This is a genomic window from Novosphingobium ovatum, from assembly GCF_009909235.1.
Classification (GTDB): Bacteria; Pseudomonadota; Alphaproteobacteria; order Sphingomonadales; family Sphingomonadaceae; genus Novosphingobium; species Novosphingobium ovatum.
In genome coordinates, this window is the sequence record NZ_JAAAPO010000003.1 from 399800 (window position 1) to 421560 (window position 21761).

The 21761-nt window shown below is 65.1% G+C and carries 20 protein-coding genes; 9 read left to right on the top strand and 11 right to left on the bottom strand.

What is annotated here, in order from left to right; translation table 11 throughout:
- Window positions 1–129 precede the first annotated feature (129 nt).
- Window positions 130–780, bottom strand: a complete 651-nt coding sequence (locus tag GTZ99_RS09500) for an outer membrane protein (protein ID WP_161718185.1) — start codon at window positions 778–780, stop codon at window positions 130–132.
- 174 nt (window positions 781–954) lie between these two features.
- Between GTZ99_RS09500 and clpB the strand changes: the two genes are divergently transcribed.
- The 3 genes from clpB to mtnP all read left to right on the top strand — a co-directional run bounded on the left by clpB (window position 955) and on the right by mtnP (window position 5268).
- Window positions 955–3534: an ATP-dependent chaperone ClpB gene (gene clpB, locus GTZ99_RS09505; protein ID WP_161718187.1), complete on the top strand. Its 2580-nt coding sequence runs from the start codon at window positions 955–957 to the stop codon at window positions 3532–3534.
- Between the two features lie 143 nt (window positions 3535–3677).
- Window positions 3678–4319, top strand: a complete 642-nt coding sequence (locus tag GTZ99_RS09510; protein WP_161718189.1) for a TetR family transcriptional regulator — start codon at window positions 3678–3680, stop codon at window positions 4317–4319.
- A gap of 70 nt (window positions 4320–4389) precedes the next feature.
- A complete protein-coding gene (gene mtnP, locus GTZ99_RS09515; protein WP_161718191.1) occupies window positions 4390–5268 on the top strand; it encodes an S-methyl-5'-thioadenosine phosphorylase in 879 nt (292 codons plus the stop codon).
- 57 nt (window positions 5269–5325) lie between these two features.
- Here mtnP and GTZ99_RS09520 read toward each other — a convergent pair whose 3' ends face one another.
- From GTZ99_RS09520 to GTZ99_RS09550, 7 genes are all read right to left on the bottom strand, one after another.
- Window positions 5326–6336 (bottom strand): type II secretion system F family protein, encoded by a 1011-nt coding sequence (locus GTZ99_RS09520; protein ID WP_161718192.1) that lies wholly within the window; start codon window positions 6334–6336, stop codon window positions 5326–5328.
- A 15-nt stretch (window positions 6337–6351) separates the two neighbouring features.
- Window positions 6352–7335, bottom strand: coding sequence for a type II secretion system F family protein (locus GTZ99_RS09525; protein WP_406818587.1), 984 nt, complete (start codon window positions 7333–7335; stop codon window positions 6352–6354).
- A 60-nt stretch (window positions 7336–7395) separates the two neighbouring features.
- Complete coding sequence (locus GTZ99_RS09530; RefSeq protein ID WP_161718194.1) at window positions 7396–8679, bottom strand: pilus assembly protein CpaE; 1284 nt, start codon at window positions 8677–8679, stop codon at window positions 7396–7398.
- 4 nt (window positions 8680–8683) lie between these two features.
- A complete protein-coding gene (locus GTZ99_RS09535; RefSeq protein ID WP_227711219.1) occupies window positions 8684–9346 on the bottom strand; it encodes a CpaD family pilus assembly protein in 663 nt (220 codons plus the stop codon).
- Between the two features lie 11 nt (window positions 9347–9357).
- Window positions 9358–10872: a type II and III secretion system protein family protein gene (locus tag GTZ99_RS09540; protein WP_161718513.1), complete on the bottom strand. Its 1515-nt coding sequence runs from the start codon at window positions 10870–10872 to the stop codon at window positions 9358–9360.
- 71 nt (window positions 10873–10943) lie between these two features.
- Complete coding sequence (gene cpaB, locus GTZ99_RS09545; protein WP_161718196.1) at window positions 10944–12038, bottom strand: Flp pilus assembly protein CpaB; 1095 nt, start codon at window positions 12036–12038, stop codon at window positions 10944–10946.
- A 70-nt stretch (window positions 12039–12108) separates the two neighbouring features.
- Entirely contained in the window at window positions 12109–12594 is a 486-nt protein-coding gene (locus GTZ99_RS09550; RefSeq protein WP_161718198.1) for an A24 family peptidase, read from the bottom strand.
- A 100-nt stretch (window positions 12595–12694) separates the two neighbouring features.
- Here GTZ99_RS09550 and GTZ99_RS09555 point away from each other — a divergent pair, with 100 nt between their 5' ends.
- The 3 genes from GTZ99_RS09555 (at window position 12695) to GTZ99_RS09565 (ending at window position 15448) form a co-directional block, all read left to right on the top strand.
- Window positions 12695–13672 carry an alpha/beta hydrolase gene (locus GTZ99_RS09555; RefSeq protein WP_320076664.1) on the top strand — a complete coding sequence of 326 codons (978 nt, stop codon included), beginning with the start codon at window positions 12695–12697 and terminating at the stop codon, window positions 13670–13672.
- A 67-nt stretch (window positions 13673–13739) separates the two neighbouring features.
- Entirely contained in the window at window positions 13740–14861 is a 1122-nt protein-coding gene (locus GTZ99_RS09560; RefSeq protein ID WP_161718200.1) for an NAD(P)/FAD-dependent oxidoreductase, read from the top strand.
- A gap of 110 nt (window positions 14862–14971) precedes the next feature.
- Window positions 14972–15448 carry a hypothetical protein gene (locus GTZ99_RS09565; RefSeq protein ID WP_161718202.1) on the top strand — a complete coding sequence of 159 codons (477 nt, stop codon included), beginning with the start codon at window positions 14972–14974 and terminating at the stop codon, window positions 15446–15448.
- A gap of 10 nt (window positions 15449–15458) precedes the next feature.
- Here GTZ99_RS09565 and rnhA read toward each other — a convergent pair whose 3' ends face one another.
- Genes rnhA through ispH form a run of 3 tightly spaced genes read right to left on the bottom strand, consistent with a single transcriptional unit; the run spans window position 15459 to window position 17911 of the window.
- On the bottom strand, window positions 15459–15917 hold the full coding sequence (rnhA, locus tag GTZ99_RS09570) for a ribonuclease HI (protein ID WP_161718203.1): 459 nt from the start codon (window positions 15915–15917) through the stop codon (window positions 15459–15461).
- Window positions 15914–16915, bottom strand: coding sequence for a homoserine kinase (gene thrB, locus GTZ99_RS09575; protein WP_161718205.1), 1002 nt, complete (start codon window positions 16913–16915; stop codon window positions 15914–15916). Before thrB ends, rnhA begins: the two co-directional genes overlap by 4 nt.
- A gap of 6 nt (window positions 16916–16921) precedes the next feature.
- Window positions 16922–17911, bottom strand: coding sequence for a 4-hydroxy-3-methylbut-2-enyl diphosphate reductase (ispH, locus tag GTZ99_RS09580; RefSeq protein WP_161718207.1), 990 nt, complete (start codon window positions 17909–17911; stop codon window positions 16922–16924).
- A 94-nt stretch (window positions 17912–18005) separates the two neighbouring features.
- On the opposite strand from ispH, the gene GTZ99_RS09585 reads away from it, so the two are divergent.
- From GTZ99_RS09585 to GTZ99_RS09595, 3 genes are all read left to right on the top strand, one after another.
- Window positions 18006–18680: a hypothetical protein gene (locus GTZ99_RS09585; RefSeq protein ID WP_161718209.1), complete on the top strand. Its 675-nt coding sequence runs from the start codon at window positions 18006–18008 to the stop codon at window positions 18678–18680.
- Window positions 18681–18769: 89 nt separating this feature from the next.
- A complete protein-coding gene (gene argS, locus GTZ99_RS09590) occupies window positions 18770–20530 on the top strand; it encodes an arginine--tRNA ligase (protein ID WP_161718211.1) in 1761 nt (586 codons plus the stop codon).
- Window positions 20531–20532: 2 nt separating this feature from the next.
- Complete coding sequence (locus tag GTZ99_RS09595; protein ID WP_161718213.1) at window positions 20533–21678, top strand: SPOR domain-containing protein; 1146 nt, start codon at window positions 20533–20535, stop codon at window positions 21676–21678.
- The last annotated feature ends 83 nt before the right edge of the window (window positions 21679–21761 follow it).

A 21761-nucleotide genomic window follows, 5' to 3' on the forward strand; every position in this document is an offset into this window, starting at 1 on the left:
ATGCCATGCAGGCTATGCGGATGCGCGGCGATTGCCAACCGGGCATTGTGGGCGGGGGTGGTGATAACGCGAGACGGCGGCAGGATCGCCCCTGCCGCCGTCTCGCGTTTGACCCAAGGGAAGGCTGGATCAGAAGCCGTAGAGCGCGCCCATCATCACCTGATGGCGTTCGAACGTGACCCCGGTGTTGACGCCGTTGATGTTCAGTTCGCCATAGTTCGAATAGCGATATTCCAGACGCAGCCGTACCTTGTTCACCAGATATTCGGTGCCCACCGCCGCACGAACGCCGCCCAGCTGCTGGCTGGCGTGATAGGTCCTGGCGCCGGTGGCGTTGTATTCGTCATAGGTGCCCAGCACGTTGGAATAGCCCGCCTTGACATAGGTGAGCAGCGTGGGCGTCACGGCATAGCCCATTTTGAGGCCGACAAAGATGTCGCGGCCAACGCCCACCTTGTAGGTGTCAGTGCCGTCGAACAACGACAGGGAGGTGCTGGCGCCGGTGATTTCGGTTTCAAAACCGACGCGCATTTTGCTGGTGACGCGGGTATCCACGCCCACCACGCCGCCATAGGTGATGCCGCTGCGGCTGTCCGAACCGATCAGCGGGTGGCTGGCGGTGACATTGTCATAGCCCACCACCGGCCCGGCATAGAACTGCATGTCCAGATTGTCGTAATCAATCCGCGGCGCACCACCGGCCAGCGCCGGGCTGGCGGCCAGCATTGCGCTCGCGGCCAGAACCATGGCGGCGGGGCGAGACTTGAGGGAAATCGGCATCAGTTCAGTCCAGTGCGTGGTTTCGAATTGGTTTCCTTCCTATCGGTGGGTTTCTTAATGAATTGATATTACGTTGATTTTCGGATTTCTTTGGCACGTTTGCCGAAAATTTGATCCATGCCCTTGTGTGGCGGATAGGCAACACTATCTGGTGTGGTGAATGGAGGAGGACATATGAACCTCGAAAAGTTTACCGACCGCGCCAAGGGTTTTCTGCAAGCCGCGCAAGTGGTGGCTATCCGCCTGAACCATCAGCGCATCACCCCCGAGCACATGTTGAAAGCGCTGCTGGAGGACGAGCAGGGGATGGCCAGCGGCCTGATCCAGCGCGCCGGCGGCACGCCCGCGATCGCGCTGGCCGATGTTGACCGCGCACTGGGCAAGATCCCAGCCGTGTCGGGCAGCGGCGCGCAGAACCAGCCCGGTCTGGACAATGACTGCGTGCGCGTGCTGGACAGTGCCGAGCAGATCTCGGCCAAGTCAGGCGACAGCTTTGTCACGGTGGAACGGATGCTGTTGGCGCTGGCGCTGGCGACGACCACCGCCGCTGGGCAGGCGCTGAAGGCCGCCAATGTCACCCCGGCCGCGCTGGAGGCGGCGATCACCGCGTTGCGCGGCGGGCGCACGGCCGACAGCGCGGGCGCCGAAAACGCCTATGACGCGATGAAGAAATACGCCCGCGACCTGACTCAGGCCGCCCGCGATGGCAAGCTGGACCCGGTGATCGGCCGCGACGAGGAGATCCGCCGCACGGTGCAGATTCTGGCCCGCCGGACCAAGAACAACCCCGCGCTGATCGGCGAACCGGGCGTGGGCAAGACCGCGATTGCCGAAGGTCTGGCGCTGCGCATCGCCAATGGCGACGTGCCCGACAGCCTGAAGAACCGCAAGCTGATGAGCCTGGACATGGGCGCGTTGATTGCCGGTGCCAAATATCGCGGTGAGTTCGAGGAGCGGTTGAAGGCCGTGCTGGACGAGGTGAAGGGCGCGGAAGGCGACATCATCCTGTTCATCGACGAGATGCACACGCTGATCGGCGCGGGCAAGGGCGAAGGCGCGATGGATGCCAGCAACCTGCTCAAACCGGCTTTGGCGCGCGGCGAATTGCACTGCATCGGTGCGACGACTTTGGATGAATACCAGAAGCATGTCGAAAAGGACCCCGCGTTGCAGCGCCGGTTCCAGCCGGTGTTTGTGGGCGAACCCACCGTCGAGGACACCATCAGCATCCTGCGCGGGCTGAAGGACCGGTACGAGTTGCACCATGGCGTGCGCATCACCGATGGCGCGATCGTGGCGGCGGCGACCCTGTCCAACCGCTATATCGCGGACCGTTTCCTGCCGGACAAGGCGATCGACCTGATGGACGAGGCCGCCAGCCGCATCCGTATGGAGGTGGAGTCCAAGCCGGAAGAGATCGAGGTGCTGGACCGCCGCATCATCCAGTTGAAGATCGAGGAAATGGCGCTGGCCAAGGAAAGCGACAGTGCCTCGGTCGACCGGCTGGCGGCGCTGCGCGAGGAACTGGCCAATCTGGAGCAGAAGTCGGCGGAACTGACCACCCGCTGGCAGAACGAGCGCGACAAGATCGCCGCCGAGGGCCGGATCAAGGAGCAACTGGACGCCGCGCGTGTCGAGCTGGAGCAGGCGCAGCGCAATGGCGATCTGGGCCGGGCGGGTGAGCTGGCCTATGGACGCATCCCCGATCTGGAGCGCCAGTTGGCCGAGGCCCACGCCCAGTCTGAAAACGCGCTGTTGCGTGAGGAGGTGACCGCCGATGACATCGCCGGCGTCGTCAGCCGCTGGACCGGCGTGCCGGTCGACCGCATGCTGGAAGGTGAGCGGGACAAGCTGTTGCGCATGGAACAGGTCATCGGCCAGCGCGTCATCGGGCAAAAGGACGCCGTTACCGCCGTTTCGAAGGCGGTGCGCCGCGCGCGTGCGGGGTTGCAGGACCCCAACCGTCCGCTGGGCAGCTTCCTGTTCCTGGGCCCCACGGGCGTGGGCAAGACCGAGTTAACCAAGGCGCTGGCCGAATTCCTGTTTGACGATGCCAACGCCATGGTGCGCATCGACATGAGCGAGTTCATGGAAAAGCACGCCGTCTCACGCCTGATTGGCGCGCCTCCGGGCTATGTCGGCTATGACGAGGGCGGCGTATTGACCGAGGCGGTGCGGCGGCGGCCTTATCAGGTCGTGCTGTTCGACGAGGTAGAGAAGGCCCATCAGGACGTGTTCAACGTGCTGTTGCAGGTGCTGGACGATGGGCGGCTGACCGATGGTCAGGGGCGCGTGGTCGATTTCACCAATACGCTGATCATCCTGACCAGCAATCTGGGCAGCCAGTATCTGGCCAATCTGGAGGACGGGCAGGACGTCGAGAGTGTCGAGCCGCAGGTGATGGATGTCGTGCGGGCCCATTTCCGCCCCGAATTCCTGAACCGTCTGGACGAGATCATCCTGTTCCACCGTTTGGGCCATGAACATATGGCGCCGATTGTGGAGATTCAGGTGGGCCGCGTGCAGAAACTGCTGAAAGATCGCAAGATCACGCTGGACCTGACCGAGGGCGCCAAGCGCTGGCTGGGCCGGGTGGGCTATGATCCGGTCTATGGCGCAAGGCCGCTCAAGCGCGCGGTGCAACGCTATTTGCAGGACCCCTTGGCAGAGCGGTTGCTGGCGGGCGGCATCCCCGATGGCGCGGCAGTGCGGATCGAGGAAGGCGACGGCGCGTTGCAGTTCGACGTGATCTGAACGTCAGGGCGGCGGGGGTGGTTGGTCCATCCCCGCCGTTTTGCCATTTGCACCGCTGGCGCATCCGCGATAGGTAGGCAGGGTTTAGTCGATCGGTTAAATTTGCCGGTCGCCGCCTTGCCGCCGGGATGTAGCGCCAGATCATGACCGATGCCCCACCATCCCAAACGGCCCCCGCCGCTCCGGTTCAGGCGCGCGATCAGTTGCTGGACACCGCCAGCCACCTGATGCGCGAAGGGGACACGGTCGACATATCGCTCTCGGAACTGGCATCGGCGTCGGGGCTGAATTCGGCGCTGGTCAAATATTACTTCGGGAACAAGGCGGGGCTGCTGCGCGCCCTGCTCGAGCGGGATTTTGCCGCGATCCTGCGCGCCGTCGACACGCTGTTGGCCAAGGATGCCGATCCCGAGACCAAGCTGCGGCTGCATATGTCGGCGGTGGTGAACACCTTTTTCCGCACGCCCTATATTCACCGCCTGTTGATGCGCCTGATCCGGGAATGCGCGGCGGACGAAGGGCAGCGGCTGGCCGACACCTATCTCAAGCCTTTGATGAACGCCTATGAACGCCTGATTGGCGAGGGTGTGGCGGCCGGCGTGTTCCGCCCGGTGGACCCGCAGTTCTTTTACTTCACCGTCATTGGCGCGGCCGACCGTTTCTTCACCGCGCGCTATGTCCTGCGCTATACCTCTGGCACGGACATTCTGGACGAGGCATTGCGCGACAAATACCGAGCCCATCTGAACGATTTCGTCGTCGCGGGCATTCTGGTCCAGCGTTAGGGCGCATGCGCCGCAAATCCGTCACAATCGGCTGGCAGGCGGCAGGCGATATATCGACAAAGGACGACAGATGAGCGCGAAGGCTTGGCATATCGGCGTGATCGGCGGATCGGGACTGACCGAGGGCGTCGGATTGGACAATGCGCAACAGATCGCCGTCGACAGCCCGTTCGGCGCGCCCAGCGGCCCGGTGACGCAGGGGACGATCAACGGGGTAAAGTTCACCTTTTTGGCGCGGCACGGGGCCGGCCATGTGATCCCGCCCGACGCCATCAATTACCGCGCCAATATCGATGTGATGAAGCGTTGCGGCGTGACTGATCTGGTCTCGCTGTCGGCCATCGGGTCATTGCGTGAGGAATTTGCGCCGGGGCATTTCATTACCGTCGACCAATTGATCGACCGGACGCAGGGGCGCGAGGGCAGCTTTTTTGGCACCGGCATGGTGGCGCATGTGTCGCTGGCCGATCCGACCTGCCCGCGCCTGCGTGAGTTGCTGGCGCTGTCTGCGCATCAATGCGGGGCGGTGGTGCATCCGCGCGGCTGCTATATTGCCATTCAGGGGCCGCAATTCTCCACCCGCGCGGAAAGCGTGATGTACCGCCAGTGGGGCGCCGATGTCATCGGCATGACCGCCATGCCCGAGGCGCGTCTGGCCCGCGAGGCCGAGCTGCCCTATGCCATTTTGGGCATGGTGACCGATTATGACGCCTGGCGCGAAGAAGAGGAGGGGGTGGTTGCCTCTGAAGTGTTCGCCACGATGAAGGCGAATGGCGACATGGCCAAGGCCGCGCTGCGCCATCTGGCCGATCTGTTGCCGCCCGAACGCCCCGCCAGCCCGATCGACACCGTGCTGGACCATGCCTTTGCCACAGCGCCGGCAAAGCGCGATCCGCACGTGGTGGCGATGCTGGATGCGGTGGCCGGGCGGGCCCTGCGCAATTCCTGAACGGTACAGCAAAAAGGCGGGGTGTGTAGCCCCGCCTTTTCTGTCTGGTCTGTGGCCTTACTTTGGGTTGGTCGAACCGCTGCCAAAGGCGTCGGCGATCGAACAGGCCGCCGGGCCAAGGATCACCACAAACAGCACTGGCAGAATGAACAGGATCAGCGGCACGGTCATGATCGCTGGCAGACGGGCGGCCTTTTCCTCGGCGCGCATCATGCGTTCGTTGCGGAATTCGGCCGACAGCACGCGCAGGGCGGACGCCAGCGGGGTGCCGTATTTCTCGGTCTGGATCATGGTGGTGACCACGCCGCGCACATTGTCCAGCGCCACACGATAGGCCAGATTTTCAAACGCCTGACGCCGTTCCGACAGGAATGACAATTCGATCGCGGTCAGCGCGAATTCGTCGCCCAGTTCGGGATAGGCCCGGCCCAGTTCCTTGGCCACGCGGTTGAAGGCGGCATCGACCGTCAGACCGGCCTCGGCGCAGATCACCAGCAGGTCCAGCGCGTCGGGCAGGCCCTTGCGGATGGCGACGGTGCGCTTGGTCACCAGGTTCTGGACATAGATGTCGGGCCCCTTGTACCCGGCGATCACCGCCACGGCAAAGCCCATGAACTTTTTGAAATCCGACCATTCGGGGAAATAGTTCAAGGCATAGATCAACAGCGCCGCCAGACTGCCCAGCACGATCGGGGCCACCAGACGGCCCAGAATGACCGCAACGGCCCATTCCTTGTTGCGGATGCCCGCCTGCGCCAGCTTTTGCTGCGCCTCGGCCAACTGGCTGTCCTGCAACACCTTCAGCTTGTTCAGGAAATCGCGGATGGCGTCCGTCGCCTCGTTGCGATGGACGATCTGCGTGCGCTTTTTGGGGTTGGTCGAGACAATGCCCGCCTTCAACTGCTCGCGCCTTTCGTTCAACGCCTTGACGCGCTTGGTCATCGGATCGCGGATGGTGATCGCGGTATAGATGACAAACAGCACCAGCAGCGCGGCAAAGCCGGCCAGCACCGATCCCAGCACAAAGACATCGATGCCAAAGATCATCGGGTGGGGGGCAGGTTGCATGTCGATATTCCCCCGTCAGATTTCGAAATTGACCATTTGGGCCATGATGAACACACCGATCCCCATCCAGCACAGCCCGCCAAGGCCGGCGATCATCAGGCGTTGATCGGCAAAGAAACCGCCCAGATATTGCGGGTTCACCCAATAGATCATCATGAACACCATGAAGGGCAGCGCGCCGACGATATAAGCCGAAGCCTTCGATTCCGAGCTCATCGCCTTGATCTTCAACTTCATCTGGGCGCGCTTGCGCAGCACGTCGGCCAGATTGGCCAGCGTTTCGGCCAGATTGCCGCCGGTCTCGCGCTGGATGGCCAGCGTGATGCAGAAAAAGTTGAATTCAGGCATGTTCAGGCGGTCGGCCGTGTCCTGCAGCGCGTCGTCCATCGACTTGCCGATGCGGATGCGCTCGCTCACCAGCTTGAATTCCTCGCCCACCGGGCCGGGGATTTCGCTGGAGACAACGTTCAGCGTTTCGGTCACCGGCAGGCCCGAGCGCAGGCCGCGCACCAGCAGTTCGATCGCGTCGGGGAATTTGGAGGTAAAATTGTTGATACGGCGCTTGATCAGATGGTTGACCACCATATGCGGCAGACCCGCGCCCGCGCCCACACCCACCAGCAGCGCCAGCGGGAAAAAGCCTGTCTTGATCAAAATGAGCAAAGCCACCACGCTGCCCAGCCCCAGCGAGCCATAGCCATATTGCTTGAGCGTCCAGCCCGTGCCCGACTGGTGCAGCCGCAGCGAGAGCGCCGCGATGCGCGATTCCGATCCGGCGATCTGATGGGCTTGCGGCTTGCGGGCGGCGACGGCGCGACGGATCTGCGCCTCCACCTTGTCGTCGGCGTTTTCGCTCAACCGGCTGCGGACCGCCTGCAGGCGTTTGGCGCCCTGTTTGCTGGATCCGGGGCCCGACATCGCCAGCACCAGCAGCACCAGCGTGGCCATGCCGCCGATCGAGAGCAAAAGGAACTGGGTGGTATCCAGATTGGCGAACATGGGTGCGGGCTCATCTCAGGGCCCGGCCAGCCCGTTGCGGGGCGGGCCGGGGAATGCGGGTCAGGCGCCGCCGGGCACCTTGTCCTTCTTGGGGCTCAGCAGCGACTTGAAGTCCAGCTTGCCCAACAAGGATTTCTTTTCGGTTTTCATCAAGCTATCGCCATCTGGCCCACTGCCGGCCGATCGCACCGTCTGGGCGATCTCGCGCAGGACGGCGCCAGCCTTGGTGGCGCGGTTGGCCTCGGCAAAGGTCTGGCCCAGCTTGGCGGCATGGGTGGCGGCCTTGATGTCAAAAGGCACCTGGAAATTGATGTTCCGCTCGATCGATGCCTCGAAATCGGCCTTGCTGATCTCGGACAGGTTGGGGTGGACCTTGTTGACCACCACCACCACGGCCGCATGGCTGGCGTTGGCCTTGAGCCACGAGAGGATGCGGATCGCATCGCGCGCGCCCGACAGCGTCAGTTCGCTGACCACCACGATCAGGTTCATGTCGTTCAGCACATGCGGAAAGTTGATCAGCATGTTGCGCGGCAGATCGACCACTGTCATCTCGAACGCCTGGCGGAATTCCTCCTCCAGTTGCACAAAGGCGGCGCCGTCGGTCAGCAGCGGCTTGTTGATCGGGGCCTCTGCCGACAGGATCGACAGATTGTCATTGGCGCGGATCATCGCGCGTTCGATGAACAGGCCGTCGATGCGGCTGGGGTTTTCGATCGCGTCTGTCAGGCCACGGCCCGGCTCCAGATCCATGGCCAGCGCATCGGTGCCGAAATGGATGTCCAGATCCAGCAGCGCGGTCGGCAGCTTGTGATCGACCGAAAACAGCCACGCCAGCGAGGTCGCCACCGTCGAGGCACCCACCCCGCCGCGCGTGCCGATCACCGCGGTTGAGATGTGGTTCTGGGTCTGCACGCCTTCGGTGGCGCGCGGGGCGGCAAACACGGCCTGCGCCTGTTGCAGCGCGTCGCGCAGGGCGGCGGGCGACAGCGGCTTGAGCAGGTAGTCATGGATGCCGCTGGACAGCAGGTCGCGGTACAGGCGGACATCGTTCACCTGACCCACGGCGATCACCACCGTGCCTGGCTCGCACACTTCGGCCAGAGCGTTGATGTCGTTAAGCGGATCGCCGCTTTCCGACAGATCGACCAGCAGGATCGACGGGCTGGAGGCGATGGAGAGCGCCTGCACCGCATTGCGCAAACCGCCGCGCGTGCATTTTTCCGGCGCCCAGCCCATATCGGCGGCCAACGGCCGGACAATGTCCAGCGAGGCATCATCACACAGAAACGCCGCGAAACTGTCGCGTCCGCCCTGGCTTCCCACTTTCCACGGAGCATTCATCGTCTTAGCTCCCGCTCTTCTTCAGGCCGCCCTCGCCGGTGGGCTTGGCGGCGCGATAGGTGGCGATCGCCTTGTCCGAGGTCGTCCCTTCGGAATGGCTGTGCCCGGTGGCACCGCTCAACAGGTGATCGGGGTTGGCCACCATCGCGGCCAGATTGCTGTTGATCGCACAGCCATAGTTGGATGCCGTGGCGTTGCGCGGATTGGCTTCGGCGTTGGACTGCCAGTCGGGGCAGTGCGGCACCGTTGCGGTCGAGCGCGAGAGCACCACGCGGGCCGTCCCGGCGCTGACATAGCCCTCGGTGGCGGGGGCGTCAGCGGCCAGTTGCAACCCGCGCTTTTCGACCATCGCCTGAATGGCGGCGCGGGTCTGCGGGCTGCGCAGCGGGTCTTCGACCGCAACGCTGTCGCCATAATGCAGGTTCATCGCGCTCAACCAGCCATCCAGCCGCTTGAGCTCGGCATAGGGCAGGCCGCCCGTGCCGGTGTTCAGATCCAGCGTATAGCTGGTGCGGGTGACGACAGGCTGGTGCACGCTGTCCAGCAGGCGGTTGTTCGGCATCCCGGCACAGGCCGACAGCGCCAGTCCCAGTGGCAACATCAGCGCCAGACCCAGCCGGCGGCTGGAAAGCGGGGCGCGCAGCGAACGGATCATCGATTGGCTCATCTTCGTCTCGCTTACTGGATGCTGAAACCGGGGGCAGCGGCGGCCGCGCCGACCTTGCCCGGCGCGGGGGCTGGAATGGCGGGCGCGGGGGCCGGAGCCTGCGTCGGGCCGGGGCGCTGCTTGCCGCTGCGGCCGTCCGACAACATGTTGCCCAGCACGCGCTGCACTTCGTCGGGGTTCTGGAACCCATCGGTGGGCAAAGCGATGCGCGCATCATCCACCGGCTGCACCAGATAGGGGGTGATGATGATCACCAACTCGGTCTCGTTTTTCTTGAACGCGGTCGATTTGAACAGCGCGCCCAGCACCGGCGTATCACCCACGCCCGGCATCTTGCTGATCGAGTTGCTGCCGTTGTTCTGCATCAGCCCGGCGATCATGAAGCTTTGGCCCGAGCCCAGCTCGACGGTGGTTTCCGCCCGGCGCACCGTCAGCGAGGGCACCGTATAGCCGTTCAGCGTCACCGAATTCTGCGACGAGATGTCCGAAACCTCGGGGCGCACGCGCAGCGAGATGCGGCCATCGGCCAACACGGTGGGCGTGTACGACAGGCTGACGCCGTATTTCTTGAACTCGATGCCCACGGTGCCCAGGCTGCCGGCCAGCGGGATGGGGATTTCGCCACCGGCCTGAAATTCGGCCGTTTCACCCGACAATGCGGTCAGGTTGGGCTGAGCCAGCGTCGTCACCAGACCGGCCGTTTCGCCAGCGTCCAGCGCTGCCAGCATGTCCAGACCAAACAGCTTGCCCGCCGCCGCCAGCGTGGTCGAGCCCGACAATTGCGACACGGTGGTGTTGCCGCTCGAGGTCGCCGTGCCCATGCCCAGCGCGCCGCCCGGCGTGTATTGCGGATAGAACGAGCGGCCTTGCGCGATGCCGAACTTGAACCCGCTGGTTGAATCCGCGCTGGTCAGGTTGACGCCCAGGTTCTTGGAGAACGAGCGCGAGACTTCGGCAATGCGCACCATCAGGTTCACCTGCAAAGGCGTGGCCGTGCGGATGCGGCTGATGACGTTGACTTCCTTGCCCATATAGGCGGTGACCAGACGGGTCGCCTCGGCCGAATCCTCGGGGTTGCGGACGGTGCCGGTCAACAGCACCGTGTTGCCGCCGATCGTGGCGATCTGCACCTTGGCATCGGGCAGGGCCACGCGCAGCATCTGGTCGACGCTGTCGATATTGCTGCCCACGCGCACATTGGCCGACCACACCACTGCGCCGCTGGGGCCGCTGGCATAGATCGTCGTTTCGCCGCTGCTGCGGCCATAGACGTACAGCTGACGGTTCGATTTCACCTGCACGTCGGCGACCTTCTCGTCGGCGACGAACACGTCCTTCATGCCGGTGGGCAGGTTGATCAGCTGACCACGCCCGATCGCCAGGATCATGGTGTTGGTCGCCTCGATCGCGCCTGCCGGGCCTGCGGCGGCCGGCGGGGCCGGATGTGAGGGCACGGCCAGAACCGTGGCCGCCGCGCGCGCGCGAACCTTGCGGGCGGGGGCAGAGGTGGCGGCGTGCGGCACCATCAAGGCGCCCACGCCAATGGCGGTGAAGCAAAGGGTGGAAAGGCGGCTCTTCATCATTGTGGCCCCTGCATTCACTGCTGTGCGGTCGAAACGGGGGCACCCGAAGGCGCGCCGCTTGCGGCTGCGGACATCAGGCCACCCATCAGGCTGGCCAGCGGATTGCCATTGGCTGCGCCCCCATTGGGGTTGACCGTCGTGCTGCTGCTGCCGCGCATGACGCGCACGCCCGCATCGGGACGCGGCGCACCGGTCAGCCCGGCAAAGGCACCTGCGGCCGAGGGGCCAGCGGGCGGCACATTCTTGCGCTGAAAGCGCGAGACTTCACCGCCGGTGGTCAGCGAACCACCACCTTCGGAGGGCATGTAGAAGCTGCGGCGAGTCGCCCCGCCGGCCGGTTGGGCCGAGGCCGGGCCACCGGCATCGCCACGGGCGATCGCGCGGTCCAGTTCCTGCGGCGTATCGGCCAGCGCGCGCAGCGTCAGGCTCAACGAGCCGACCTGCTGGGCCACCTCGATCTTTTCAGCGATCTTGGGGGTCACTTCCAGCGTGACGGTGTTGAACTGGCGCACCAGCGTCTTGCCGTTGGCCGATTCGCTTTCGGTCGACTGGTCGGTGGCCAGCACCCGGACATTGCGCAAAACCGTCTCGGTCACGTTCAGCCCCTGGCTGTCGGCGCCGGTCGATTTGACGTTTTGCGAGAGCATCACGTCCACATGGTCACCGGGGAAAATGAACCCCGCGACGCCCGATTTGGCCGATACGGTGATCGTCACCGCGCGCATCCCCGGCCCCAGTGCGGCGGCCAGAAAGCCCCGGTCGCCGGGCGCCACCAGTGCGCCCTGGGTCAGCGGTTGCCCTGCCGTGATCGGATAGCGCACAACCGTGCCTACCAGCTTGTTCATGTTGACTTTTCCGTCAACAAAATACGCATCGCGCACCATGTTGTCGGGCCAGTCCTGAAAGCTGATCGCGTCAGCCGTGATGATCGTGCCGGGCGGCAGCGCGCGTTGCGCCACCAGCACCTTTGGCCCCTTGGGCGCGACGATCGGGATGGTTGCCTGCACCGAAGGCGCGGCAGAGCCGGCCAGCATGCTGCGGGCGGCGAGCGCTGTTCCGACCGCGATGACCATCGCGCCCATCAGCAACATCAGCTTCTTCTTATCCATGGCTTGACAAGCCCCTTAAGACACACCCGCAAAACACCGAGAATAATGAGGTAAATTGGTTAAGATCTGGTCACCCGATCAGGCCGCCTGAATGCGCAGCCGGCCAATAGTGATCAGCCAGCACGCACAGCCCGCCAATCGCGATCGCAATGCCATATGGCACCGCGATTCGGTCGCGCTGGCGGCGGGCGATGTGCCAGAAGGCCACCACCACGGTCAGGATGCCGCCGGTGATCGCCATGATCGTCAGCAGCTTTACAAACCACAACGGCTTGATCCACAGCGCCAGAACGGCCAGCAATTTGACATCGCCCCCGCCCATCACGCGCAGCGCGAACAGCACCGCCAATGCGGCAAAAGTGCCAATCGCCAGAGCCACTTGCCAGCCGATGTCGGTCCAGCCCATGCCACTGGCCCACCAGAAAACGGGGGCGGCCAGGGCAATGCCGGCATTCAGCCAATTGTGGATCCGCCGTGTGCGCAGATCGGTATAGGCGGCAATCAACAGGGCGATCGCCAGACCGGCCACCAAGACGTAGGAAAGGATGCCCTGCATAAAACCCCCTAATCGGAATGGGGATTTGCTGTAACGAATCAGGCTTACCAAATAGTAACCAACGCAGGCGGCGCAAAAACGGGATCGAGGGGGATTTGGCGTGACGCAGGGGGTATTGCGGGCCGGGCAGCGGTTGCCGGCGGGGGCGGTCGAGGGCTGGTGGCAGGCCACAGATGGCCACCAAATCCGCCGGATGGACGTGCCTGCGGGTGGTGATGGGGTGCTGGCGGCGCGTGGGCGTTTGCTGTTTTTGCCGGGCCGGGGAGACACTTACGAAAAATACGTAGAATCGCTTAGCCGGTGGCAGGCCGAAGGCTGGGCGATTACCGCGCTGGATTGGCGCGGACAGGGCGGATCGGGGCGGCTGGGAGACGATTCGACCACCGGCCACATCACCGACTTTGCCATATGGGTGCGTGATCTGGCTGATTTCTATGGGCAATGGGCCGGGCAGGCGGCGGGGCCAGTGGCGCTGATCGGCCACTCGATGGGCGGGCATCTGGCGCTGCGGGCGGTGGCCGAAGGGGCGGTGCGGCCCGATGCGCTGGTGCTGTCGGCCCCGATGCTGGGGTTTTACGCGCCCGGTGTGCCATGGGTGGCGCAATATGGGCTGGCGCGGCTGGCCGAGGCGGTGCTGGGCCCCACCCGCGCCGCGTGGTCGGGTTCGGAAAAGCCTTTTTCCTCAGCCTCTTCGCGGAGGCATTTGTTGACGCATGACGCCGATCGTTACGCCGATGAGGCATGGTGGATCGCTCAGCGGCCGCAACTGCGCATGGGTGGGGCCAGTTGGCACTGGATGGCACAGGCATTGCTGTCGATGCGCGGGCTGATGGCGGCGGGTGTAATGGAACGTGTTGATTTACCCGTACTTTTGTTAAGCGCCCCGCGTGATCGGCTGGTGTCGCACCGCGCCATCGTACAGGCCGCCACCCGTTTGCCGCAGGGGGAACTGGCGCTGGCCCGCGCTGACGCCGCACACGAATTCCTGCGCGAGGTGGACGCCATTCGTGACCCGGTAATGACCTGTATCTCCAGCTTTTTAGACCGCTTTACCGTCCCTGCCGCCGCCATGGGGTGATCACTTTTCGCACCTCTCCCCTTTGTCCGGGGTTGACCCGGCGGCCCGCTGCGGCTTGGGAAAGGGAATGGATCGGGCATACGACATCGTGATCGTGGGCGCAGGCATGGCGGGCGCCTCATTGGCGGCGGCGCTGGTGTCGCGCGCCCGTGACGCGGCGCAGGACATGCCCTCCATCCTGTTGATCGAGGCCGAAAAATTGCCCGGCTACCACACCACCGGGCGCTCGGCCGCATTCTGGATGGAAAGCTATGGCGGGGCGGGGGTACAGCCGTTGACCAGCGCCTCTGGCCCGGTGCTGCGGGCGTTGGGCGTGTTGCGGCGGCGGCAGGCGATCACACTGGCCCGCGCCGATCAGATTGTTGTCATTGATAGCTTTATCGACGCGTTTAAACGTGCCCAAGTCGACATCCGGCGCATCGATCGCGCGACCATTGAAACCATGGTTCCCGGTATCGGCGCGCAATGGGTGGCTGGCGCGCTGGAGCCGGAATGTTGCGACATCGATGTGGCCGCGCTGCATCAGCATTACCTGACGGTGGCGCGGCAGGGTGGTGTGGTGCTGGCCTGTGATGCGGGGCTGATCGCGGCGCGGCGTCAGGGCGATCAATGGGCGCTGACCCTGACCAATGGCCAGACCACACAGGCGGGCGTGCTGGTCAACGCGGCCGGGGCGTGGGCTGATGACGTGGCGCGGCTGGCGGGCGCCGCGCCGATCGGCATTCAGCCCTATCGCCGCACCATGGTGCAGGCCCGCGTCGCGCCGGTGGTGGGGGATGATCTGCCGTTGGTGCTGGATCTGGACGGCAGCTTTTACCTCAAGCCCGAGAGCGGGCGGCTGTGGCTGACCCCGCATGACGAGACGCCCAGCGCCCCCTGTGACGCCGCGCCCGAGGAGATCGACGTGGCCACCGCCATCGCCCGGATCGAGGCTGCGGGCGATTGGCGCATCACCCATGTCGAGCACAAATGGGCGGGCCTGCGCAGTTTCGCGCCTGACCGTCTGCCGGTGCTGGGCTGGGACGCGGCGCGGGGCGGAGGCGTGCCGGGGCTGTTCTGGTGCGCGGGGCAGGGCGGTTTCGGCATTCAGACCGCGCCTGCCGCCGCCGATCTGGCCGCCCGCCTGTTGCGGGGCGAGGGGCAGGGCGCCATCCCGGCAAAGCCCTATGATCCGGGGCGTTTTGGCTAAGGCGCGGCGGATCGGGCGGGGCTTGCGGTGGGGCGCAGGGACGCCCTTATTGCGGGGGCGCGGCGGTGGTTGCATGATGCCCCCTCGTGCCTTGCCTAATGGGAACCGCCATGCGCGTTTTTGCCGCCCTGTTTGCCCTGTTGTTCAGCGCCGCGCCCGCCCATGCGCAATATGCCGAAAAGCAATCGGCGCTCAGCCCGCCGCGCGGCTGCACCATTACCTTTCACGCCGGGCCAGAGGTCAAGAGCGTGATCGACACGCGCGGCTTCAATTTTCTGTATTACAGCGAATTGTGCAACTGGCTGCGCGACCGGTCGCTGGGCGTAGAGGTGGTGGGCGTGCCCAGCGTGCAGCAGGGCAGGGCCATTGGCTGGGTGACGGTGCGATTGCTGGATCTGAACACCTGGACGATCTCGCCGGGCTATCGCGCCACCACCTATGCGCGGATCGACACCACCACCTATGGCGCGCAGGGCGAGTTGATGCGGGCGGTGAACGCGGCGATGAACGACATGTACACTGACCGCGCCGGACAGCACCGCGAATTGCTGGACCGGATGAACCGCATCCGCAACACTATCCGCTGATCCGGGCCGCTTAACCCCGCTGCTTGGCGATGTCGAGGGCGGCGTCGCTGGCCAGTTTGTCGACGCGTTCGTTTTCGGCATGGCCATTATGGCCGCGCACCCATTGCCAGTCGATCTTGTGCGGTTTGGCCACGATCAGCAATTCGCGCCACAGGTCCTCGTTGGCGACGGGCTCCTTCTTGGCGTTGACCCAGCCCTTTTTCTGCCAGCCGAACACCCATTTGGTGATGCCGTCGATGACATATTTGCTGTCGGTGCAGACCGTTACCGCGCAAGGCTGGTTCAGTGCCGCCAGCGCGCGGATCACGGCGGTCATTTCCATGCGGTTGTTGGTGGTTTCCTTTTCGGCGCCCACCAGCTCCTTTTCATGGGTTTTGCCGCCCTGTTCCAGCCGCAACAGAGCCGCCCAGCCGCCCGCGCCGGGGTTGCCTTTGCACGCCCCGTCGGTGAAAATCGCCACCTGTTTCATGCCGCAGCAAAGATCGCGGCGTTACCCGGATTGGCGTAAAATTCCAGCCGCCGGGCAAAGGCCATCGGGTCCTTTTTCGTCACCATCGCATCGGGCGGGGTGTTGATCCAGTCATAGGCGCGGGTGGACAGGAAGCGCATCGCCGCCCCGCGCGCCAGCACCGGCAAGGCGGCGCGTTCGCCTTCGGTCAGCGGGCGCACGCTTTCATACCCCGCCAGCAGCGCGGCCGACACGCCCGCGTCAAACCGCCGCCCATCGGACGAGAAGCACCACGCCGCATGGGTTACCGCCACATCATAGGCCAGAATGTCATTGCAGGCGAAGTAGAAGTCGATCAGCCCGGCGACCGCGTCATCCTTCATCAGGACGTTGTCGGGGAACAGATCGGCGTGGACGATGCCGGTGGGCAGGTCGGCGGGCCAGCGCCGTTCGATCACGGCCATTTCGCGGGTGATCAGCCCGGCCAGTTCGGGGTGGATGTCATGCAGCGCGTCCGGGCCGCAAGCATCGGTCAATTCGCGCCACCCGGCCAGCCCCAGCGTGTTGCGCCGTGCCGCCGGAAAAGTCGCGCCCGACACATGCACCCGCGCCAGCGCCGCGCCCACGGCGCGGGCCTGCGGGGCGGTGGGGGTGCTGATCGAGGCGCCGTCCAGAAACTCGATCAGCGTCGCGGCCTTGCCCTGCACATTGCGGAACATCGCGCCATCGCGGTCATGCACGGTGCGTGGCACGGGGCATCCCTGTGCCGCCAGATGGTCCAGCAGGCCCAGGAAGAAGGGCAGCTCGGCCACTTCGGTGCGGCCCTCGAACATGGTCAGGATGAAGCGCGTGGCAGGCGCACCGCCCGCATCCAGAAACGCCCCGCCAGTGGTGTGGACGATCCAGTTGCTGTTCGACACGCCCTCGGCGATGCCCTTGATCGTGGTCAGTTGCCCGACGTCATATTGGCCGATCAGGGCGCGCGCGTCTTCGAAGGTCAGTTGGGTGTAAACGGCCATGTCGGCTTATTCCGTCAACTGGCGGGGCAGTTTGAACACCATCTTTTCCTCGGTGGTGACAACGGTTTCCTGCGCCACCTGACGGAAAGTGCCCAGATGCTCGATCACCTCGCGCACCAGTTCCTCGGGCGCGCTGGCGCCGGCGGTCAGGCCCAGCGTCTCGACGCCGTCAAACCATGCCTGTTCGATATCGGTCGCGCGCTGCACTAGACGGGCGGGTGTGCCGCCACGGTCGGCCACCTCGACCAACCGCATCGAGTTCGACGAATTGGGCGCGCCGATCACCAGCAACAGGTCGCATTGCGGGGCGATCGCCTTGACCGCGGCCTGCCGGTTGCTGGTGGCGTAACAGATGTCCTCGGCCTTGGGGCCGATGATTTGGGGGAAACGTTCGCGCAAGGCCGAAACGATCTCGCGCGTGTCGTCCACCGACAGCGTGGTCTGCGTCAAAAAGCCCAGCTTGTCCTCGGCCCCAAAGGTCAGGCCCGCCACATCGTCCAGCGTTTCGACCAGCGTCATGTTGCCCTCGGCCACTTGGCCAAAGGTGCCGATCACCTCGGGGTGGCCGCGATGGCCGATGAACAGGATGTGCAGGCCCTGCTCGATATGGCGTTCGGCCTGACGGTGCACCTTGGAGACCAGCGGGCAGGTGGCGTCCAGCCAGTCCAGCCCGCGCGCGTCAGCCGCCGCTGGCACCGCCTTGGGCACGCCATGGGCCGAGAAAATCACCGGCGCGCCATCGGGCACCTCGTCCAGTTCCTCGACAAAGATCGCGCCCTTGGCCCGCAATCCGTCCACCACATAGCGGTTATGCACGATTTCATGCCGGACATAGACCGGGGCGCCATATTTGCGAATCGCCCGCTCGACGATCTCGATCGCGCGGTCGACACCGGCGCAAAACCCGCGCGGGGCCGCGATCAACAGGCGCAGCGGCGGGAGGTTGGCGGGGGCGCCATCGGGCGCCTGCTGGGCGGTGGGACAGGAAGCGTTCATACATGCGCCTCTAGCGCTTTGCGCAGCGGCCCGCTAGGGCAGTTGCCAAGGATTCCCCCTTGGGGCATTCACCAAGGTAGTTCGAGGACCCGATATGCCATTTCGTTTCCGCCCGTTCACTGCTTCGCGCGCTGGCCTGATCGTGGCCGCGCTTGCCTCTGTCGCCTTGGCCGGGTGCAAATCCACCGGCGAGTTGGTGGTCGAGGAAGGGGTGGGCATCACCGCGATCCGCTCGGCCTGTCCGGCGGTGGGCATCGCCGATGGCACCGGAGAGGTGACGCTGTTCAAGGTGCCGGGCAACACCAGCGCCGACAACATCGATGTCACCGCCGCGATCACCGACGTGCGCAGCACCTGCGATCCCAAGGCCAGCCCCGTCAACGCGCAGGTCAGCTTCAAGGTGCTGGCCAGCCGCCGCGATGGGCGCGGCGCGCGCGATGTGACGGTGCCCTATTTCGTCACCGTGATGCGCGGCGGCAATGTCGTTGTGGCCAAGCGGATCGCCATGGCCACCGTCCATTTCGAGGATGGCCAGACCCGCGCGCAGGGCAACGGCACCGGCACGGCCAGCATTGACAAGAAGGAAGCGACGCTGGACCCGGCGATCCGCAACCGCATCACCCGCGCGCGCCGTGGTGGTGATGCTGATGCGGCGGTCGATCCGCTGTCCGATCCGCAGGTCAAGGCGGCCATTGCCCGTGCCTCGTTCGAGGTGCTGGTCGGCTTTCAGCTGACGACCGAGCAGTTGGGCTATAACGCCACGCGCTAAACCCGCGCGTTGCGTGATCTCCCCGGATTGGCGCGTGGATGGCCAATCCGGGCTTTCGCTTGGGCGCTAAACGCGCTAACCGGCGCGGCATGTCTGATATTGCCGCAACACCCGCCGTTCCTGTCTTTTCCGCTTTTGCCGCGCATGTCGATGCCGCGCTCGACGCGCTGGTCGCGGCTGGCACGCTGCCCGCCGGGCTGAAGCGCGCCGCCGTCACGGTCGAGCCGCCGCGCGATCCTTCGCATGGTGATCTGGCCACCAACGCCGCGATGGTGCTGGCCAAGCCTGCGGGCACCAATCCGCGCGCGCTGGCCACCGCCTTGGTCGCGGAGCTGGAGAAGCTGGACGCTGTCACCAGCGCCGAGATCGCCGGGCCGGGGTTCATCAACCTGCGGCTGGCGCCTGCGGTGTGGCTGGAGGAATTGCGCACGATCGCGGCGGCGGGCGGGGCCTATGGCCGCTCCAACGTGGGCGGCGGCACGACCGTCAACGTCGAATATGTCAGCGCCAACCCGACCGGCCCGATGCACATGGGCCATTGCCGTGGCGCGGTGGTGGGTGACGCGCTGGCCAGCCTGCTGGAGGCCGCCGGCCACAAGGTGGTGCGCGAATATTACGTCAATGACGCGGGCGCGCAGGTGCAGGTGCTGGCCCGTTCGGCCCATGTCCGTTACCGTGAAGCGCTGGGTGAGGCGGTGGGCGAGATCCCCGAAGGCCTCTACCCGGGCGACTATCTGGTCCCGGTGGGTCAGGCGCTGGCGGCTGAATTTGGCGACCGTTACGCCACCGCGCCGGAATCGGAATGGCTGGCCCTGTTCCGCACCCGTGCCGTTGCCGCGATGATGGTGATGATCAAGGCCGATCTGGCCTTGCTGGGCATCCACCACGATGTCTTCAGTTCCGAGGCGGAATTGCAGGCATCGGGCAAGGTGGACGAGGCCGAGGCTTGGCTGCGCGCGCAGGATCTGGTCTATGACGGCGAGCTGGAAGCGCCCAAGGGCAAGACGCCCGAGGATTGGGAGCCGGTCGCCCTGCCGCTGTTCCGCAGCACCAAATTTGGCGACGATCAGGACCGTCCGATCAAGAAATCGGATGGAACCTGGACCTATTTTGGCGCGGATCTGGCGTACCATTACCAAAAGGCGCAAGGCGCGGACGCGCTGGTGGACATTTGGGGCGCCGACCACGCCGGCACGGTCAAGCGGATCAAGGCCGCTGTTGCCGCCATGACCGGGAACGATGGCCGCGAGGTGCCGTTCGAGGTCAAGCTGGTGCAGATGGTCAAGCTGCTGCGCGATGGCGAAGAAGTGAAGATGTCCAAGCGTTCGGGCAACTTTGTCACGCTGGCCGACACCGTGCGCGAAGTGGGCAAGGATGTGGTGCGTTTCACCATGCTGACCCGCAAGCCTGACGCGATGATGGACTTTGACTTTGCCGAAGTGATCGCGGCGAAGAAAGAAAATCCCGTGTTTTACGTGCAATATGCCCATGCGCGTATTTGCCGGAACATGAAAAAGGGCGCTGACGAGGGCTTTGCCCCCTCGGCCGCGAATCTGGACCTGCTGGGCGCGGAAGAGCTGGATTTGGTGCGTTTGCTGGCGCAATTCCCGCGTCAGGTAGAGGCCGCCGCCGCCGCGCGTGAGCCGCATCGCATCGCGTTTTATCTGCATGATGTGGCTTCGGCCTTCCATTCCTACTACAATTTGGGGAATGACCGCCCGGATAAGCGTTTTATCGTGTCCGAAAACGAGACAATTACTGCGGCGCGACTTTTCCTTGCGGCGCAAATAGGGCAGATTGTCCGGAATGGGCTGGCCTTGCTGGGCGTGGCCGCCGTTGAGGAGATGTAGCCATGAGCGGGGATGGTGGCGAAGAGGGTTTGGGCGATGGCGTGGTCAACCGGCTGAAAAGCCGCGCCCGCGCCACGATGAACGATCTGGGCGCCGGGGACATGGCGGGGCAGGTGGATGCCGCCTTTGACCATGCCGCCTCGACCGCCGGACATTGGGGCGACAGCGCCGGTGTCTGGATCGAGGATCACGATCCCACCGGTTTCGTCCGCGATTCCGGGCTGACCCATGGTGGCGATGTGGCGCAGCAGGCCCATGCCCTGTTCGGCGCGGCTTCGGCACAGGCCGGTGATGGGGTTGATCATCTGATGGATCAGGGCAGCGCCGCCTTTTCGGGCGCTGTGGCCGGTGTCACGGGCGCGGTTGAAGAGCCGCTGGCCGCGCTGGGCGCGCGTGCGCAGGATGCCATGACGCAGGACGATCAGGCGCTGGAACTGAATGAGCGCGACCATCTGCCGTGGCTGGAATCGGACGATGACGGCCAGTATGAGGGCGTCGATACCAAGCGGGTGATCGGTCTGGCGGCAGGCGGTCTGGGCCTGCTGGGGGCGATTGTCGGCGGCATTTTCTGGCTGACGCACCGCACGCCTGCCGATGCGCCGGCGGCCGATGGCAGCGTGGTGGTTGCTCCCTCCGATCCGGTCAAGGTGGCGCCCAGCGACGCCGGGGGCAAGACCTTTGCCGGGACGGGCGACACCAGCTTTGCCGATTCGCAGGGGCGCAGCGCGCCGATGGATGTGCCGCATGCGGCCGCGGCTGGGGCTGCGGCTGCGGCGGCTTCGGTCGCGGCGGCAGAGGGTGGCGCGGTGATCGGCACGACCGGCGGCGTGACCAAGGTGGCACCGCCAGCGCCGGTGGCGGCCGCTCCGGTGGCCGCGCCTGCCGCGCCCGCTGCTGCTGCGGTGGCGGGTCCGGCCGGTGGCGTGGTGCAGATCGCCGCCTATTCCAGCCGCGCGCTGGCGCAGGCCGGATGGGATCGCCTGTCGGGTCAGCACGCCATGCTCAAGGGCATGAACCACCGCATCGTCGAGGCGAAGATCGATCTGGGCACGGTGTATCGTCTGCAACTGGTGACCAATGCCGGTGGCGGCGCGGCGCTGTGTTCGCGGCTGCGCGGCGAAGGGCTGCCCTGTCAGGTCAAGAACTGAGCGCGGCCACGGCGGCGCGCGGCAACAGGGGCCGGGGCGGGAACGCTCTGGCCCTTTTGCTGTGGTGAAGGGGCGCGGGCGGA

Coding starts and splice junctions, on each gene's coding strand:
- GTZ99_RS09500 (WP_161718185.1), bottom strand. CDS start 780: ATGCCGATTTCCCTCAAGTCTCGCCCCGCCGCCATGGTTCTGGCCGCG.
- clpB (WP_161718187.1), top strand. CDS start 955: ATGAACCTCGAAAAGTTTACCGACCGCGCCAAGGGTTTTCTGCAAGCC.
- GTZ99_RS09510 (WP_161718189.1), top strand. CDS start 3,678: ATGACCGATGCCCCACCATCCCAAACGGCCCCCGCCGCTCCGGTTCAG.
- mtnP (WP_161718191.1), top strand. CDS start 4,390: ATGAGCGCGAAGGCTTGGCATATCGGCGTGATCGGCGGATCGGGACTG.
- GTZ99_RS09520 (WP_161718192.1), bottom strand. CDS start 6,336: ATGCAACCTGCCCCCCACCCGATGATCTTTGGCATCGATGTCTTTGTG.
- GTZ99_RS09525 (WP_406818587.1), bottom strand. CDS start 7,335: ATGTTCGCCAATCTGGATACCACCCAGTTCCTTTTGCTCTCGATCGGC.
- GTZ99_RS09530 (WP_161718194.1), bottom strand. CDS start 8,679: ATGAATGCTCCGTGGAAAGTGGGAAGCCAGGGCGGACGCGACAGTTTC.
- GTZ99_RS09535 (WP_227711219.1), bottom strand. CDS start 9,346: ATGAGCCAATCGATGATCCGTTCGCTGCGCGCCCCGCTTTCCAGCCGC.
- GTZ99_RS09540 (WP_161718513.1), bottom strand. CDS start 10,872: ATGGTGCCGCACGCCGCCACCTCTGCCCCCGCCCGCAAGGTTCGCGCG.
- cpaB (WP_161718196.1), bottom strand. CDS start 12,038: ATGGATAAGAAGAAGCTGATGTTGCTGATGGGCGCGATGGTCATCGCG.
- GTZ99_RS09550 (WP_161718198.1), bottom strand. CDS start 12,594: ATGCAGGGCATCCTTTCCTACGTCTTGGTGGCCGGTCTGGCGATCGCC.
- GTZ99_RS09560 (WP_161718200.1), top strand. CDS start 13,740: ATGGATCGGGCATACGACATCGTGATCGTGGGCGCAGGCATGGCGGGC.
- GTZ99_RS09565 (WP_161718202.1), top strand. CDS start 14,972: ATGCGCGTTTTTGCCGCCCTGTTTGCCCTGTTGTTCAGCGCCGCGCCC.
- rnhA (WP_161718203.1), bottom strand. CDS start 15,917: ATGAAACAGGTGGCGATTTTCACCGACGGGGCGTGCAAAGGCAACCCC.
- thrB (WP_161718205.1), bottom strand. CDS start 16,915: ATGGCCGTTTACACCCAACTGACCTTCGAAGACGCGCGCGCCCTGATC.
- ispH (WP_161718207.1), bottom strand. CDS start 17,911: ATGAACGCTTCCTGTCCCACCGCCCAGCAGGCGCCCGATGGCGCCCCC.
- GTZ99_RS09585 (WP_161718209.1), top strand. CDS start 18,006: ATGCCATTTCGTTTCCGCCCGTTCACTGCTTCGCGCGCTGGCCTGATC.
- argS (WP_161718211.1), top strand. CDS start 18,770: ATGTCTGATATTGCCGCAACACCCGCCGTTCCTGTCTTTTCCGCTTTT.
- GTZ99_RS09595 (WP_161718213.1), top strand. CDS start 20,533: ATGAGCGGGGATGGTGGCGAAGAGGGTTTGGGCGATGGCGTGGTCAAC.